The sequence below is a fragment of the Bacillus haimaensis genome (assembly GCF_048270625.1).
Lineage (GTDB): Bacteria > Bacillota > Bacilli > Bacillales > Bacillaceae_I > Sutcliffiella_A > Sutcliffiella_A haimaensis.
In genome coordinates this window covers 1,880,008-1,897,115 of record NZ_CP158164.1, presented here as the reverse complement: position 1 = coordinate 1,897,115, position 17,108 = coordinate 1,880,008, and the positions used below count along the sequence as shown (strand labels likewise).

The following is a 17,108-nucleotide window of genomic DNA, read 5'->3' as shown; positions in this document are numbered from 1 at the left end:
TAGTCGCGCCATCAACAGACAAATCTTTCCTCTTTTATTCCTTATAATAAAAAAAAGAGGATGTTAGGAGGGTTTTGTTTGCGCCATTATATGATCTATCTCATAGAGGAAGAAATTGCGAACCATTATGCGGGCAATGAATTGAAATTATTTCAGCTCTTTCAGCAGTATGAAAGAGAGGATCAACTTCAGGATGTAGTGAAGCAGCAGGTGGATTACATCACCATCCCCATACCGACCTTCCCCCTCCAGCAGGCGTTAGAAACTTCCATGAAAAAAATAGAAGGTTACCAGTCCCAATCCTATCAGCACAAAATAGAAAAAAGAGATAGCATCGCCAAATTGTCGATTTTTGAAAAATATTTGAAGCTGTCCTCCTCTGGGTCTTTTGAAGCAGAGGCGATCTTCTTTGAAGTAATTAGAAAACAGGCTCCTTTCTTCCTCGCTATCGATACCAAATCTGGGCGGTTTGGCTGGTTGCAGCCGATAAAACAGAGAAAATATGTCTAGGGTATAGAGAAATTAGCGGAAAATGTTGTATAATGATAGTTGGTTTAGTACACTACATTGGTAGACATAGTTTAGAGGAGGAAATGTTAGATGTCAGATTGGATTTGGATTCTGATTGTAGTTCTGGCACTTATCGCTGGAGTTGCACTAGGATTTTTCATTGCTCGTAAGTACATGATGACTTACCTGAAGAAAAACCCGCCGATTAACGAGCAAATGCTTCGCGTGATGATGATGCAAATGGGAATGAAACCATCCCAAAAGAAAATTAACCAAATGATGAAAGCAATGAGCAACCAACAAATGAAATAAACGATAGGGCACTCAGTCAAATGAGTGCTTTTTCTTTTGGCTACAATCTATCAAACACCGCTGTTGATTTCTGCACAAGGCTGCGCGGAAAGCGAACACATGGAACGGAAATCAACAGGGAGTCCAACAGGAAACCACCTATTTATTTGGATAATCTTTTGCCTAAAATAAGATAAATAATCTTCCTAAATATTAGAATTTTTGCTAAACTATCTAAGTTGATTATATAGATAAGTAAGAATGGTAACGGGGGAGTACGATGAGTATATTTAAAGATTTATGGTGGTTTTTCAAACTGGAAAAGAAGTCCTATATACCAGGCGTATTCATGCTGGCACTTGTTGCCCTGCTGGAGCTCGTTCCACCCCGGATCGTCGGGATGACGGTGGACTATATAGCTGAAGGAGAGCTGACAAAGGACTTGATTTGGCAGTTGATGCTAATTCTGTTAGGCACTTCAGTCATTGTCTATATTTTAAGGTATTTATGGAGAATCATGATTTTTGGCCCTTCTGTGAGGCTGGCAAGATTATTGCGGAACAATCTGTATGAACATTTTACGAAAATGTCACCGAGCTTTTACCAAAGACGCAGGGTTGGGGACTTGATGGCTCACTCCACAAATGACCTGCAGGCTATTCAGCAGACTGCCGGTGCAGGCGTATTGACCTTGGTGGACTCCTTGATGACAGGGGGGTTCGTTCTGATAGCCATGGCCACCACCATCAGCTGGAAGCTTACCCTGATATGTTTGATACCTTTGCCTTTCATGGCGCTATCGACTAATTATTACGGAACGCTGCTGCATCGTACTTTCCATAAGTCCCAGGCCGCTTTTTCCTCCCTGAATGACAAGGTGCAGGAAAGTGTCAATGGCGTAAAAGTAATTAAAACATTCGGGCAGGAAATGGAAGATATTGAAGAGTTTGAAAAGCAGGCCGAAGATGTAGTGAAGAAAAACGTGACGGTTGCTAAAATAGACTCTCTGTTTGATCCTACTATCGGCTTGATAATCGGGATATCCTTTTTTCTTGCTTTGGCATTCGGATCAAACTATGTACTGCAAGGGGAACTGACTATCGGGGAGCTGATAGCTTTCACCACCTACCTGGGGCTTTTGATCTGGCCGATGCTTGCATTTGGATGGCTATTCAATATCGTCGAGCGTGGCCGTGCTTCATATGATAGAGTTTCTTCACTTCTAAAAGAAGAAGTGGATATCAAGGATGGAGCTGATCCTAAAAAAGAATTTCCCTCAGGGGATATCATCTATGATGTCAACACGTTCTCCTATCCGAACGAAACAGAGCCGCTTCTGAAAGGCATACATTTTTCATTGAAGCAGGGGGAGACGCTTGGGATAGTGGGTAAAACAGGAAGCGGAAAAACTACTTTGTTGAAAGTATTGATACGCGAATTCAACGGATTGGAAGGGGAAATCACCATAGGCGGATACTCGACCCAAGACTTTTCACTTGAAGCATTAAGAAAGGCAGTCGGTTATGTACCACAGGATCATTTCCTATTTTCGGCTACAATATCGGATAATATCGCTTTTGCCGTTCCAGAGGCATCATTTGAAGAGATCATTCATGCTGCAAAACTGGCAAACATCCATGAGGACATCATCCAATTTACAGACGGATATCAAACGATGGTTGGTGAGCGTGGAGTATCTTTGTCCGGGGGCAGAAACAGCGATTATCCATAGCAAGGGCCTTATTGATGGATCCTGAAATTCTGTTATTGGATGACTCCCTTTCTGCGGTGGATGCGAAAACGGAAGAGAGGATTCTGCACGCATTAAAAGAAAATCGAAAAGGGAAAACAACCATCATCACTTCACATCGATTATCTGCCATCGGGCATGCCAACTTGATCCTGGTAATGGATGAGGGAAGAATTGTTCAAAGCGGGACACATTCGGAGTTGATGGATGAAGAAGGCTGGTATCGTGACATGTACCATCGCCAGGCATTGGAATCCCTAGTGGAGCATGGGGGCTAAAAATGATGAACAATCAAACTTTAACAGCTAAACAGCAAAGAATCGTATTGAAAAGGTTATTATCCTACACTAAGCCTCATACAAAACAGTTTATTTTTGCTTTTGCTTTATTGGTATTGGCTACAATTGGAGAAATTGTCGGCCCTTTGATCATCAAAGTATTCATTGATGATCATCTTACTCCGCAAGTGATGGATAGGGGTCCAATACTATTTTTGGCGGCGCTCTATTTAGGCATTCTGGTACTGAAGGTTTTCATCACTTATTTTCAACTTCTCAAGTTTCAGGAAATTTCACTGAAAATCATACAGGAACTAAGAATAGACATTTTCACAAAGGTGCAAAGTCTAGGCTTGAAGTTTTTTGATAAGACTCCTGGGGGGAGCATCGTTTCAAGAGTGACTAATGACACGGAAGCAATCAAGGATATGTTTGTCAGTGTAATTTCAACCTTTGTACAGAATGGTGTATTTCTTATCGGGATATTCATTGCCATGTTCTTCCTTAACGTGAAACTTGCATTGTTCTGCCTCCTTATCATACCTATCATTTTTGCAATCATGGCAACCTATCGCCATTTCAGTTCGAGATTTTATTCGGATATGAGAGAAAGGCTAAGCCAGCTTAACGCAAAGCTTAATGAATCCTTGCAAGGGATGTCCATCATCCAGGTTTTCAGACAGGAGCGCAGGCTCAGACGTGAATTTGCAGAAATCAATGAGGCACACTACCAGGCGGGAGTCAAAAACATCAAACTGGATGGATTATTACTTCGACCTGCAATCGATTTTGTATATGTGCTTTCTTTGATACTGGTGTTAAGTTATTTTGGGATTTCGTCTATCGGAAACGTCATTGAAATTGGTGTCCTTTATGCATTCGTCAATTACTTGGGGCGTTTTTTCGAACCTGTCAACCAGATGATGATGAGGCTTTCGATGTATCAGCAGGCAATCGTTTCAGCGTCACGTGTATTTGCATTGCTTGATGAAAAGGAATTGGCGCCAACCGCCTTTACAGCCGACGTAAAGCCTGTGATCCGTCAAGGGGAGATCGAGTTCAGGAATGTCACTTTTTCCTATGATGGGAAAAGGGATGTGCTCAAAAACATTTCCTTTAAAGCGAAGCCCGGGGAGACAGTTGCACTTGTCGGCCATACTGGTAGCGGAAAAAGCTCGATCATCAATCTGCTTATGCGTTTCTATCAGCTTGAAAAAGGGGAAATCCTATTGGATGGTGTGTCCCTGAACAACTTTGAGGATAAGGAGCTCAGGAAGAAGATGGGATTGGTCCTGCAGGATCCCTTCCTTTTTTATGGCACCATCAACCATAATATTCGATTACATGATACAAGTATTACAGATAATGAGATTGTGGAAGCTGCGGAGTTTGTTCAGGCTGACAGTTTCATCAGGAAGCTGCCGGATCAGTATGAGCAGCTGGTAGTGGAAAGAGGGGCAACTTTCTCAAGCGGGCAGAGGCAGCTTGTCGCGTTTGCGAGGACCATCGCGACAAAGCCGAAAATCCTCGTGTTGGATGAAGCGACCGCCAATATTGACACCGAAACCGAAGAAGCGATTTCATCGGCGCTCGAAAAGATGAGAAAAGGAAGAACCACTATCGCAATCGCCCACCGCCTATCGACCATACAGGACGCTGAACAGATTCTCGTACTCCATCAGGGAGAGGTAGTGGAATGGGGAACACACAAGGAGCTTTTGAATCAAGAGGGACTCTATCATAAAATGTACCTTCTCCAAAACGGCCAGCCCGATAAAGTGGAGGATGTAGTAGGACATTCTAAATGATTTTGCTTACCCCTCGCAAGCCAACCGATAGTATAGATCAACAAATTAAAAAGAAAAGAACCATCAATCCGCAGATGGTTCTTTTCACTATGTAACTTTATATTTATTTAGGTACAATTAAATGGTTATACTTATTTAATAGAATATCTAGTTCCTGGCTTATCTTTAGAGTCTTAGAAGAGGACATTCCGTATTTTGCAACAATATCTATTAACTCTATGCGTTTTTTCTCGATCAGTTGTAAAATCTCTTGTTTAGTAGCCAATGTTGGGTTTCCTTTCTTCTTCCAATTCGTATCATAATTATACAAGAATCCGAAAGGGAATTCAAAGAATATTTTCAAGTTAATGGTACTTTAATGTTTGTCATACCATTGAAAGACATAAGTGCAAGATTGTCATGTTTTCGTCATAGAATGTTAAAAGAACACGCATTTAACAACAAGGGAATCTGATACTATTAAGAAAGATATAATTGTTTAGGAGTAGTGATAGCATGGAAGCAGATATAACTTTATTATTGGCGTTTGGTGCAGGATTTTTATCTTTTATCTCACCATGTACGCTGCCGATATATCCAGCGTTTCTATCTTATATTACTGGTGTGTCGGTGGGGGAACTGAAAGATGAGAAAGGGATGCTGCAAAAGAGAAGCATTTTACATACGTTGTTCTTTCTAATAGGCTTTTCAATTATTTTCATTGCATTAGGCTTCAGTACATCGTTCATCGGAGAATTTTTCACTCAATATCAGAATCTGATCCGACAAGTAGGAGCAATCCTTATTATCTTTTTCGGGTTTGTCATTCTTGGTGTATTCCAACCAAAGTTTCTTATGCAGGACAAGAAGTTTTCATTTAAAAACAGACCTTCCGGCTTTATTGGGACCGTCTTGATCGGGATGGCATTCGCTGCGGGCTGGACGCCCTGTACCGGTCCGATCCTGATCAGTGTTATGGCTCTGGCAGCCTCCAATCCGACTTCAGGTGTCATCTACATGACAGCGTATGTGCTCGGCTTTGGGATTCCATTCTTCATCCTATCATTTTTCATTGGAAAACTTGGTTGGATTAAACGTAATCATGTGTTGATCATGAAAATCGGCGGTTATGCGATGATTATGATGGGTATTCTACTGTTCTTTAACTGGATGACAAAAATTATTGCTTGGTTTACGAGAATTACCGGTGGATTCCAAGGTTTTTAATTTAAGGTACTTTAGTTTTTAGTTGCGTCATCCTCTTAAAAGGAGTAAAGTAAAATTGGATATATAGGAAAATAAAAACTTTTTTATAGGACATAAGGAGGATTTCTGCGGTGGCTAATGTTTTAGTGGTGGATGATGCAAAATTTATGAGGCTAACAATTAGGAACATTTTAACAAAAGCCAACCACACTGTTGTCGGTGAGGCCGAAAATGGAAGAGAGGCTGTTTCACTTTATCGTGATTTTCAACCTGACCTCGTGACAATGGATATTACCATGCCAGAAATGAACGGAATAGATGCGGTTCATGAAATCCTGCGTCAGTTTCCGAAAGCAAAGATCATCATGTGTTCAGCGATGGGGCAGCAGCGCTTAATAGTGGAAGCGATAGAAGCTGGTGCCAAGGATTTTATCGTAAAGCCTTTCGATGAGAACAGGGTGTTGGAAGCAGTTAAGAGAGTTCTAGGATAATAGTCTGTTAAACTGTCATTTAAGCTTTTGCTGAATGGCAGTTTATTTTTTTTTATATGAATGTATAAAGGGTTTTTATAATCGCTTTTATTATTTCGTTTTTTCGGTATAATAGTAAAGGGAAAAAGTTGTGAAAATAAGGGATGATATTAGTGCAAACAATTCTATCTACGATTTTCGCTGTGTGTATGGCTCTTCTAGTCATCTTCGTAAGAATGAAAGCAGCTAAAAAGCCTTCATCAGTGAAAAAAATAATACTGCCTCCAATCTTTATGAGCACTGGAGCCTTAATGTTTCTGTTTCCAGAATTTCGAGTGAGCCCTTTGCAAATTATCGAAGCGCTTTCTGTTGGAGCGGTTTTTTCCATTTTTCTGATTAAAACCTCCAAATTTGAAATCAAGGATTCAGATATTTATTTGAAGCGATCTAAAGCATTTGCTTTCATCCTTTTGGGACTGTTAGTCATTCGAGTCGTCATGAAGCTGGTTTTAAGCACAACCATTGATATCGGCGAACTGACCGGCATGTTCTGGCTGCTGGCTTTCGGGATGATTGTTCCGTGGAGAATCGCGATGTATATCAAATATAAGAAGCTTGAAAGTGCGGGATTTCCGCCAACGATAAAAACCTCGGTTTAACCGAGGTTTTCGTTTTAGAATAGGTGCTGATATGGGGTTTGGTCGATGTTCAGATCTCTTAGTTTTTTTACGAGAAATTTGTGATCCCGTTTAGGAGTTGCCAGGATGTACCCTCTGACTACATGCTCTCTAGTGATGGAGGGAGCTTTTTCTTTAAAGGCAAGCTCACCTATTTTACCTGCGATCTTCTGTCGGGCGATATCCCGAAAGAGTTCAGGTACCGGCGATACGAGCTCCTCCAATAGGGATTTTAAATCCTCAGGCCACATGTGCCGCGTTTCTTTGATATAATAATCCTGCCAATCCAATTCGGACCAGCCGTCCTCTTTTGGCAAACGTTTCAAGAATTTGCGGAACATGAAAAATCCGCCAATGGCTAACAAACCAACCATCGCCACTACCCAAAATAAAATTAACCATAAAAACCATCCGGTTAACATGTTCTTTCCCTCCGAACTCGTTAACATTCTTGTATTATTATACCCGAAACTATTATAATTGCACTAGTAAAACACTGATACTATCTAAATTTCTATGAACGATACATTTAATATCATACCCACAGTTATATGGAGGTGGCCGCATTGAAAAAAATTGGAGCTGTAATAGGAAATATGGGAAAGACGGAAATCATCTCTTCTAGAGTATGTCCGAAATGCAACAGGGAAGTCAAACGAGTTCGCATGCAGATAATTGGCGGCGAGAACAAAGGGAAATGGCAGGAATTCGAAAATGAATGTGATTGCCGTTTGGCGCAAGAAACGATGGAAGCGGAAAAACGACGAAAGCATAAATACTTTGAACAGTTCTGTATCGTCCCGAGAGAACTGGAAGGCGCTACACTTGAAAACTTTAAAGTGGAATATGCCAGTCAAGGGGAAGCGTTGGAGAGTACCATTGATTTCTTTGATCAGTTTACCGGAAAAGAGAACCTGTACTTCTATGGAAGGACCGGACGGGGTAAAACTCATCTGGCAGTCGGATTGTATAAATATTTTAAACAAAATAACATTACGGCCATGTTTTTTGATGTACCTAAGCTTATGGACACCATTGTCGCATCTTGGGAAAACGACTCTGGCTACTCCGAAAGCAGATTCATGAAGGCGATCGCTGACGTGGATGTGCTCATTCTAGATGACCTCGGAGTGGAGCGTATCAGTGAATGGGTCGATCAGACGATCTATTCCATTTTGAATCAGCGTCAAGGAAAGAGTATCGTCTTTACATCCAATATACATCCGGGTGATTTAACCAAACGTTACGGCGAAAGAATAGCTGACAGAATAAAAAATAAGATGAGCCAAAATCAATTGATTTCCATTGTCACCCCGGAAAGCTACCGCACAAAAGATTTGACCATGTTTAAAGATTAAGCATATGCCTTTTTAAACTCCATTAAGCTAGCTTAGTGGAGTTTTTTTTGAGAAAAATTAGTTTTTATGCAACTTTTGGAATCTCCATTCGACTATTCTGTTAGAAAAAATTAAAGAGGGTGACAGAGTGAATTGGGAAGAACTTTATTATGAATATAGTGACAGAGTGTATCAGTTTATAATGATGATGGTAGGAGACGAAGAAATTGCAGAGGATTTGACGCATGACACCTTTTTAAGAGTCAAAAATTCTCTGGATAAGTACAGGGGTGATGCCAGCTACTATACATGGATCATCTCGATTGCAAGACACATTGTCTATGACCATTGGCGAAAGAAGAGGATTATCCGCTTCATCCCACTGGCTGCGAGCAAGCCGGTGGCAGATTACCGTACCCCAGATGAAATCCTTCAAAAAGGGGAGGAAATAAGAGAGTTATATGAAGCGATGAAAAAATTGAAAACAAACTATCAGGAAGTAATTATCCTAAGAAAAATACAAGAACTATCTATAGAAGAAACTTCATTGGCGCTGGGCTGGTCTGTCAGCAAAGTGAAATCCACCTTGTTGAGGGCTCTGGCAGCGTTGAAAACCGAAATAGTAAAGCGAAGAGAGGGCGGATCTGCAAATGAACAAACAATGGCTTGATGGAAACCTATCAAACGAGAATTTCAGAGAACTTGGCAACTTTACCAGATCAGACGCAAATCGCAACAATACTTTTGTGAAATTACAAAAAACTACAAGGAAATCTGCCATTCCTTATAAATATTATATGACGTTACTAGCCGCAGCAGCTATTATGTGTGTACTTCTTGCCCCGACTATAATAAATCTTCTTACAGAAGATCCGTCCACCAATGCAGGAGAAGCGACTGAAGTGACTGCTATTTATGGAGTCTCTGGACCTTTGAGTTATTCCTATGATAAGGAAGATGACTTTGAAAGAAACAATATGATCGGGGAGGCTTTGGCAAATCCTGAAAAAGAAGCATCCAATGAATTTTCTCCCGATTTCGCACCAAAAATGCTGACCATACATTATGATAATGGGGAACAGAAAACATATTCTGTTTGGATCAATAGTTGGCTGGAAGGGGAAACAGCATATTATGAAGGCATCTATATGATAGAATCAGACCCTAAAAAATATGAACTGGCACCTGAAATAGCAGAAACTATATTCCAGGCATTCACAAATTAATATGATCATACTAATAGCCGGTAAATATTATCGGCTATTTTTTGTTAATTTGTCTTTTTTTGCAAGAAATAATGGTAAAATAATTCTAAATAGATAGAAAACTAAATGGGGTGCTAGGAAAATGGAATCAGTAAAACAGTTAAAACAAAAAATGGCCGATGTCATAATTGGAAAAGAAGAAGTAGTAGAGCTCCTTTTTAATGCCTTAATCAACAAAGGTCACATACTTCTTGAAAGTGTGCCGGGTACTGGAAAAACAATGATTGCGAAAAGCTTTGCCAAAACGGTGGAGGCAGATTTCAAACGAATTCAGTTTACTCCAGATGTCTTGCCGAGTGACGTAACGGGGATTCAATTCTTCAATCCAAAGGAGCAAACCTTCGAGCTTCGTCCCGGACCCATTATGACAAATATCCTTTTGGCGGATGAAATTAACCGGGCAACGCCAAGAACACAATCGAGTCTACTTGAGGTTATGGAGGAACGCCAGGTCACAATCGATGGACAGACGCTTCCAATCCCTGGCCCATTTATGGTGGTAGCGACTCAGAACCCAATCGAATCCCAACAGGGAACCTTTCCTCTTCCTGAAGCTCAGATGGACCGTTTCTTTATTCAGCTTGAAATGGGGTATCCAACATTTGAAGAAGAAAAGCAGATCCTGAATCGTTACAGGGAGGACGACCCAATCCAGCATTTGACTGCTTTATTTTCTAAAGAAGAAATTTTAGATTTTCAACAGGATGTTAAAAAAGTGAAGGTATCTTCGGTTGTAGAAGATTACATATTGGAAATTGTCCATGCGACCAGGAGCCATGAGGAAATTGAAGTGGGAGTCAGTCCCCGTGGAACATTGGCGCTGATGAGAGCTGCACAAGGCAGTGCCTATATCAATGGACGCGAATATGTTCTACCTGAGGACGTTAAAAAGATGTCACCATATGTGTTGAGCCACCGTATCGTTCTTACTATGGAAGGATCCTTGAAGAAAACGAACAAGCAGATCCTGAATGAAGTGTTATCGCGTGTGACGGTTCCGGTGGAGGCGACAAATTAGAAATGGGGACTTGGAGTCAACAAATTGATAATCTGGATCATCATAAATACCTTCGAGCGGGAGCTTTTGTACTTATGTTTGGTGGTATGCTGAGTGGAAATGCCATTTTCTTTTTTATCGGAAGCCTTTACATGTTTTATTTCCTGGCCTGCTATCTGTACTTGGACAAGGTAGGCAGGAAACTGGAATTTTCAATTGTGGAGGAGCAAATTAAACTTTTCCCCAATGAGGAAGGAACGTTTACGATTAAACTTGAACAACACTCCAGATTGCCAATCTTTTTCGGCAATATCGTGCTCGCAGTTGATAATAACCTTAAGTTTCAGGCTGGAGATGAAAGAAAACAGATGAGTATTTTAAAAATACCTTTCTCCCTCATGGGGAAAAGTGTTCTGCTTATTGATGTACCGTTTACGGCCCATTCCCGTGGTGTAGCGAAAATCCGGCAGGTAGACATAGACATCCGCCATTTCATGGATGAAGGAAAGGTATATCGTCATAAAACGGATCTTCAAATATTTGAGACTGTTGTGTATTCGGATAGAAGAATCGTGTCAGGTATGGAAAGGATTGTACCTCGAAATCAGGGCACCTATGCCACGAAATCTTCCCTTTTCGAGGATATGACAAACATAGTGGGAACAAGGAATTATCAGAACGGGGATGCGTTCAATAAGGTGCATTGGAAAGCAAGCGCCAGAATGGCCAAGCTCCAAACGAAACTGCATGAAAGAAGCTCCCAGTTTTCCTGGTTGATGGTCCTGGATATCAGGTCTACAGACTTTGAAGAAAGACTGAAGGCTGTTACGTATCTGCTCCATCATGCTGCAGCTAACCACATTCCTTTCTCTCTTTTGGTCAATATAAAAAAAGCGGGAAAACCTTCCTACTTTGAATTGCCGTCTGGTGAAGGGAAAAAGCAATTGCAGATGGCGTTAACGTTTCTGGCAAGATTGCAATCCAATAATGTGGCCATCGGGATGGAATCTTTCGAAAGAATTACCTTTCAGCATGCATTGACTTCACCATATGTCATTATTTGTGCGGATCAGGAGCGTGTAGCCAGCTGGAAAATGCCGACGTCCACTAAAGTGTACATCTTGGACTGCATAGACCAGCATTACACTTTAAGGCAATGGCGTTCCTATCACAGGCAGGGGGTGCTACATGGTTAACATTTGGAAGAATAGTCTTACCATGCTGTTGGAGCTGAATTTGTTTTTCTTCTTTATTCTGCTTTTCTACATGGACGCAAAAGCTCTTCCATCAATCCCGGGATTTTTAGCGGCCTATGCAGCGACGATTGGAATTTATATGATGTTGTCAAAAAGACTTCCTGACACATATGTATCCATCATGTTTGTTGCACCGGTTATCGCCTTTTTGGCATACCTGCTTAACTTCCATATAGGGGTCTCCATTTTGATGGGACTATTCTTGAGCTATCGTGGATTTATGTATTTTATCCAGGAGAGAAGGATTTCCACCTTTTCCCTGCTGATGCACTCCTTCTTTTGGATGCCTATCATTTATGTTGGAGGAGTGGCGGTCGGTTATCCCTATGGTTCCACCTTACTTGCATTGTTTGCGGGTCAGCTGGTGTTTGTCCTGCTCTTATATACCGGGGAGACCCTATTCTCCTTAAAGGGTAATGTTGCGATGCAGAAGAGCGTTATGATGTCCACTGCTGTTGTTGTAGGGGTGGTCCTTGCTGTTGCAGTGACGTTTTCTACCTTTGGGAGATGGCTGCTTGGCGGCGCATTCGGCTGGTTTGGAAGTGCTGTATCCTTTATTGCAGGCTTGATTGCGAGACCGTTCATTTATTTGTTAGGTTTGCATGACTGGACTGTTAAACCAAAAGGACCAGAAGAACAGAGCGCTATCTTAGGAGATGGCACAATTCCTGAGACAGAAGTAGTTTATGAGCCCGGCAGCCTGTTTGATGATCCTTGGGTGCTTACTATAGTTGCTATTGTGGTCATTACCGTCCTTTTTCTGATCCTTCGAAAAAAGCGAGTGGAGAAGGATGTGGATGAGAATATGGACCGAGCTACCTTCCTGACTTCCTTAACAAAAAGAAAAGAAGGCTTCCGTTTTACAAAAAAGAATCAAAAACCTCCAGAGGATCAGGTAAGAAGGTTGATGTATGATCTAGAAAAGCTGGCCAAAAAGAAAAATAGAGGTAGATACCCTTTTGAAACATTAGAGGATTGGTTGAATCGCGAATCTTTTCTAAAACAGGAGTTTATGCAGTTGTATGCCAAAGTGAGATACGGGGAGCTGAAACTGTCTGACGAAGAACATGAACAATGCCGTGAAATGGCCCATGAGCTCCGGAAGACTTTAAAAGAATTGAAAAAAGCGGGCTGATGGTAAACATCGCATATTCCTTCTTATAGGAAATGCGATGTTTTTTGTTGAGAAACACCTCTACAGCAAACAGGAGGATAATATTGGTAAGGTTGCATCGCCAAAAAACGGCATATTCCGCGATATTCCGTGATTTACCCCCGTTTTTGCGATTTAACGATTTATGCTTCTGAATGTTAGCGTTTACACTCACTATCTGGCTCTTATGCCAACTAATTGGGAAATCCCCCTTGAAACTGCCTCTCTACATGTTAGTATAGATGCGTTGTTAAAAACGGACGGATAAGTCAGGAGAGATAAGATGCTTAACGAAAAAACGATTGGATTTATCGGAGCGGGATCAATGGCAGAAGCAATGGTTTCAGGCATAGTTGCAAGTGACATTGTTCCTGCAGAAAATGTGATTGTAAGTAATAGATCGAATGAAAACAGATTAAATGAACTCCAAGATAAATATGGTGTACTCGGTGTTGCTAAGGATAATCTGCCTTTTGAAGATTTGGATATTATTGTTCTAGCAATGAAACCGAAAGATATCGACCATGCACTTTCATTTTTGAAGGAAAAAATAAAGCCTCATCAGCTTCTACTTTCCGTATTAGCTGGAATATCCACTAATTATATGGAAGAAGGTCTGTTAGGCAATCAGCCGGTTATTCGTGTAATGCCTAATACATCCAGTATGATTGGGGAATCTGCCACTGCCATTTCAACAGGTTCGCACGTAGGAATGGACCATGTGATGGATGCTCAGGCCATATTAAGCACTATTGGGAAAGTGTATACCATCGAAGAGGAGCAGATGGACGTATTTACAGGTGTTGCAGGGAGCGGTCCTGCCTACTTCTATTATTTAATGGAACATATGGAGAAGACGGCAAATGAGGCTGGATTGGATGAAAATGTAACGAGAGATGTGGTTGCTCAAACCATTTTGGGAGCGGCAAAAATGCTTTTAACCAATCATGAAGAACCCGAAAGCTTACGAAAGAAGGTAACATCTCCTAATGGCACGACAGCAGCAGGTCTTGAAGCATTAAGAGAAAATGGAGGCGGCAAGGCTATTTCCGCTGCAATCAAAGGTGCTGCACAACGCTCGAAGGAAATAAGTACGGAAAATGAAAAAGTATTGGTGTTAAGCTGAATACGCAACAAAGACTGTAACAGGAGTGATTCAATGAATCCCGCAACAGATACAAAACGGGTGGTAATTAAAATTGGGAGCAGTTCACTGACAAGCTCTCATGGTGAAATCAGTAGAAGGAAACTCGAAAGATTGGTAGATGAAGTCGCACAATTAAAGGACCTTGGATATGAGGTGCTTCTAGTTTCATCAGGTGCTGTAGCAGCAGGCTATCGTAAATTGGGTTGTTTGAATAGACCGACTTCCCTGCCTGAAAAGCAAGCAGCTGCTTCGATCGGACAAGGGTTGCTTATGGAGGCATATTCTGAACTACTATTATCAAACGGATACGTTGCATCTCAAATTTTGATTACAAGAGAAGATTTTTCGGATGAAAATCGCTACAATAACGCGCGTAACACTGCAAATGTCCTTTTAGAGCGTGGTATTGTACCGATCGTCAATGAAAATGACACCGTTACGGTCAATAGGCTGAAATTCGGTGACAACGATACCCTTTCTGCCAAGGTGGCGGGCCTTGTGGACGCGGATATGCTTCTTATCATGTCTGATATTGATGGCTTGTATGATGCAGATCCACGAAAAGATCCGGATGCCACACTGCTCAGAAAAGTGGAGGAAATCACTCCAGCAATTGAAGCAGCTGCCGGCGATTCCGGAAGTACGGTTGGTACCGGCGGGATGAAATCCAAAATAGATGCGGTCAAGATAGCCATGGCATCAGGCATTCCCGCATTTCTAGGGAAGGCCGGTGTACCGAATATCCTGCTTCAGGCAGTCGAAAAACAAGCGGTTGGTACGTATTTTGAATCCAATGACACTACCATAAACTTGAATCATAAAAAGCAATGGATTGCATTCAATTCCGGTCCGGAAGGTGAAGTGATGTTGGCGGAGAATGCAGACATATCCATGCTTGGGAAGAAACGACTTTTGCCTTCAAGTATCAGCAAGGTGAAGGGCTATTTCCAGGAAGGATCTGTCGTGAGAATTCTGGATTTTGAAGGAAACCGTATTGGTCTGGGAGTTGTCAATTACTCATCCGAACAATTAAGAGAGTATGACCAGAGTGAAAACAACTATACAGAAGAAGTGGTAAAACATGATGATTTAGTATGTCATCTGGAAGATTCAATCCCTGTAGGAATATAAGATAGTCAAAAAAATAGGAGGAATTGGATGTCTTTAGTTATGGACATAAACGTAGAAGCACAAGCGAAGGAAGCGAAGAGAGCGGCTAAGATGGTCAGCTTGCTGACCACAGAACAGAAGAATGCAGTACTGAAGGAAATAGCGAATACACTTGAAGGCAATGTGGACTATATTCTTAAAGCAAATGAACAGGATTTGGCCAAGGGCCGTGAAAAAGGTTATACGGAAGCATATATGGACCGCCTGGCACTATCTCCTGAGAGAATCGCTGATTTTGCAAATGGATTAAGGGAAGTTGCAGAACTGGAAGATCCTGTTGGAGATATTCTTTCTGACTGGACGCTGGATAATGGGTTGCAGGTGGAAAAAGTGAGAGTGCCACTTGGCGTTATCGGCATGATCTATGAGGCTCGTCCCAATGTTACAGTCGACGCAACGGGATTGGCATTAAAATCAGGGAACGCCATCGTCCTGAAAGGCGGTTCTTCTGCCATCCATTCAAATCAGGCCATTGTAGACATCATGCATAAGGCATTGGAGACGACATTGATACCGAAAGAGGCAGTTCAATTCATCTCCAGTACGGACAGGAAGGCAACAGAGCAGTTGTTTACCATGAAGGAGCATATAGATGTATTGATTCCACGAGGTGGAGCATCCCTCATTAAAGCAGTAGTGGAAAATGCAACGGTACCTGTTTTGGAGACGGGTGTGGGTAACTGTCATCTTTATGTTGATAAGGCGGCAGACTTGGAAAAAGCTTTATCCATCATTGTAAATGCCAAAACCGACAGACCTGCCGTATGTAATGCAGCTGAAACGTTAATTGTCCATGAAAAATGGTTAGATAAAAATAAAGAAGAACTGATTGAATTATTTAAAGACCATAACATTCCGGTTCATGGGGATGAAGAAGCTGTACGTGAGATACCTGGAGCAATTCCAGCCGGTGAGGAAGACTGGACAAACGAGTACCTAAGTCTAGATATCGCTGTGAAGGTCGTAAAATCGATTGATGAAGCCATCGACCATATTGATGACTATGGAACCAAGCACTCTGAAGCAATTATCACAGAGGATAAAGAAGCTGCCAGCAGATTTATGAAGCTGGTGGATGCAGCGGCAGTCTACCATAATGCGTCTACAAGGTTTACTGATGGAGGAGCATTGGGCTTTGGTGCCGAGATCGGCATTTCCACCCAGAAGCTTCATGCACGTGGACCGATGGGCTTGCCGGCATTAACAACTGTTAAGTATCAGATGACAGGCGATGGACAAATCAGATAATAGATGAATTAATTGCAGCCGTATCTCTTTTATGGGATACGGTTTTATTCGGTTTTTGAAGGAATTTCATGTCTTATTGTGGAAGAATCATTCAAATGGTAGTAATATGGTAGTATCAAAATAACAACTTATCTACTATACATAGATTTATAGTGTAAATTTGTTACAAAGGATAGTGAAGTACAATCAAAACTAATATTTTTCTTGAAAGTATCATACAATTATCCATCTTTTTTCTATCTCTTACTGTGCTTACACTGTTGAGAAGAATCTTAGGGAAATACTACAAATTTCTTCACCTTTTCATTCTAGCTGTATTTTCATTGTTTTTTCTTTTTGGAGTCACATCCTATTCTGATCGCTTCTTTTGGATGATTTTCGGAGTCATCTTATTCGGGGTCATCCAAATCGTTCAGGCGATTCCTGAGAATCAAAGGAGCCGCAGCTATCGGACGGATGGGGAATAAGTGGTATGTGGCTCGTTCTTGAGTAGAAAGACCCCTGAAAGTTTCGGGGGTCTCAGACTGTAGACAAACTCGAAGTAATTCGAGGTTGTCTACAGTTTT

17 protein-coding genes and 1 pseudogene are annotated in these 17,108 nt (G+C 41.4%); 16 read left to right on the top strand and 2 right to left on the bottom strand.

Going from position 1 to position 17,108, the window contains the following annotated elements; translation table 11 throughout:
• Positions 1–78: 78 nt before the first annotated feature.
• The 4 genes and pseudogenes from sirA (at position 79) to ABN702_RS09660 (ending at position 4,637) form a co-directional block, all read left to right on the top strand.
• Positions 79–510, top strand: a complete 432-nt coding sequence (gene sirA, locus ABN702_RS09675) for a sporulation inhibitor of replication protein SirA (RefSeq protein WP_417900478.1) — start codon at positions 79–81, stop codon at positions 508–510.
• Positions 511–600: 90 nt separating this feature from the next.
• Positions 601–822 (top strand): YneF family protein, encoded by a 222-nt coding sequence (locus ABN702_RS09670; RefSeq protein WP_224840318.1) that lies wholly within the window; start codon positions 601–603, stop codon positions 820–822.
• 259 nt (positions 823–1,081) lie between these two features.
• Positions 1,082–2,829: pseudogene (locus ABN702_RS09665) on the top strand (ABC transporter transmembrane domain-containing protein).
• A gap of 5 nt (positions 2,830–2,834) precedes the next feature.
• On the top strand, positions 2,835–4,637 hold the full coding sequence (locus tag ABN702_RS09660) for an ABC transporter ATP-binding protein (protein WP_417900871.1): 1,803 nt from the start codon (positions 2,835–2,837) through the stop codon (positions 4,635–4,637).
• Between the two features lie 103 nt (positions 4,638–4,740).
• Here ABN702_RS09660 and ABN702_RS09655 read toward each other — a convergent pair whose 3' ends face one another.
• Positions 4,741–4,902: an aspartyl-phosphate phosphatase Spo0E family protein gene (locus tag ABN702_RS09655; protein ID WP_263629520.1), complete on the bottom strand. Its 162-nt coding sequence runs from the start codon at positions 4,900–4,902 to the stop codon at positions 4,741–4,743.
• A gap of 230 nt (positions 4,903–5,132) precedes the next feature.
• Here ABN702_RS09655 and ABN702_RS09650 point away from each other — a divergent pair, with 230 nt between their 5' ends.
• The 3 genes from ABN702_RS09650 to ABN702_RS09640 all read left to right on the top strand — a co-directional run bounded on the left by ABN702_RS09650 (position 5,133) and on the right by ABN702_RS09640 (position 6,951).
• Positions 5,133–5,843 (top strand): cytochrome c biogenesis CcdA family protein, encoded by a 711-nt coding sequence (locus ABN702_RS09650; RefSeq protein ID WP_417900477.1) that lies wholly within the window; start codon positions 5,133–5,135, stop codon positions 5,841–5,843.
• 110 nt (positions 5,844–5,953) lie between these two features.
• Positions 5,954–6,313 (top strand): response regulator, encoded by a 360-nt coding sequence (locus ABN702_RS09645; RefSeq protein WP_386637323.1) that lies wholly within the window; start codon positions 5,954–5,956, stop codon positions 6,311–6,313.
• Between the two features lie 143 nt (positions 6,314–6,456).
• Complete coding sequence (locus tag ABN702_RS09640; protein ID WP_417900476.1) at positions 6,457–6,951, top strand: CcdC family protein; 495 nt, start codon at positions 6,457–6,459, stop codon at positions 6,949–6,951.
• A gap of 14 nt (positions 6,952–6,965) precedes the next feature.
• Here ABN702_RS09640 and ABN702_RS09635 read toward each other — a convergent pair whose 3' ends face one another.
• Complete coding sequence (locus ABN702_RS09635) at positions 6,966–7,391, bottom strand: DUF2621 domain-containing protein (RefSeq protein ID WP_417900475.1); 426 nt, start codon at positions 7,389–7,391, stop codon at positions 6,966–6,968.
• 144 nt (positions 7,392–7,535) lie between these two features.
• On the opposite strand from ABN702_RS09635, the gene ABN702_RS09630 reads away from it, so the two are divergent.
• The 9 genes from ABN702_RS09630 to ABN702_RS09590 all read left to right on the top strand — a co-directional run bounded on the left by ABN702_RS09630 (position 7,536) and on the right by ABN702_RS09590 (position 16,542).
• Positions 7,536–8,327 carry an ATP-binding protein gene (locus ABN702_RS09630; RefSeq protein ID WP_204413903.1) on the top strand — a complete coding sequence of 264 codons (792 nt, stop codon included), beginning with the start codon at positions 7,536–7,538 and terminating at the stop codon, positions 8,325–8,327.
• 94 nt (positions 8,328–8,421) lie between these two features.
• Positions 8,422–8,976: an RNA polymerase sigma factor gene (locus ABN702_RS09625; protein WP_417900870.1), complete on the top strand. Its 555-nt coding sequence runs from the start codon at positions 8,422–8,424 to the stop codon at positions 8,974–8,976.
• Positions 8,957–9,532, top strand: coding sequence for a hypothetical protein (locus ABN702_RS09620; RefSeq protein ID WP_417900474.1), 576 nt, complete (start codon positions 8,957–8,959; stop codon positions 9,530–9,532). The genes ABN702_RS09625 and ABN702_RS09620 overlap by 20 nt, the downstream gene beginning before the upstream one ends.
• 121 nt (positions 9,533–9,653) lie before the next feature.
• Positions 9,654–10,589, top strand: a complete 936-nt coding sequence (locus tag ABN702_RS09615; RefSeq protein WP_417900473.1) for an AAA family ATPase — start codon at positions 9,654–9,656, stop codon at positions 10,587–10,589.
• A gap of 2 nt (positions 10,590–10,591) precedes the next feature.
• Positions 10,592–11,764 (top strand): DUF58 domain-containing protein, encoded by a 1,173-nt coding sequence (locus tag ABN702_RS09610; RefSeq protein ID WP_417900472.1) that lies wholly within the window; start codon positions 10,592–10,594, stop codon positions 11,762–11,764.
• The gene (locus ABN702_RS09605) at positions 11,757–12,959 is read left to right on the top strand and encodes a hypothetical protein (protein WP_417900471.1); all 1,203 of its coding nucleotides are present in this window, start codon (positions 11,757–11,759) and stop codon (positions 12,957–12,959) included. Before ABN702_RS09610 ends, ABN702_RS09605 begins: the two co-directional genes overlap by 8 nt.
• A gap of 301 nt (positions 12,960–13,260) precedes the next feature.
• The gene (proC, locus tag ABN702_RS09600; protein ID WP_417900470.1) at positions 13,261–14,103 is read left to right on the top strand and encodes a pyrroline-5-carboxylate reductase; all 843 of its coding nucleotides are present in this window, start codon (positions 13,261–13,263) and stop codon (positions 14,101–14,103) included.
• 33 nt (positions 14,104–14,136) lie between these two features.
• Positions 14,137–15,255, top strand: a complete 1,119-nt coding sequence (gene proB / locus ABN702_RS09595; protein WP_417900469.1) for a glutamate 5-kinase — start codon at positions 14,137–14,139, stop codon at positions 15,253–15,255.
• A gap of 27 nt (positions 15,256–15,282) precedes the next feature.
• Positions 15,283–16,542, top strand: a complete 1,260-nt coding sequence (locus ABN702_RS09590; protein ID WP_417900468.1) for a glutamate-5-semialdehyde dehydrogenase — start codon at positions 15,283–15,285, stop codon at positions 16,540–16,542.
• Positions 16,543–17,108 lie beyond the last annotated feature (566 nt).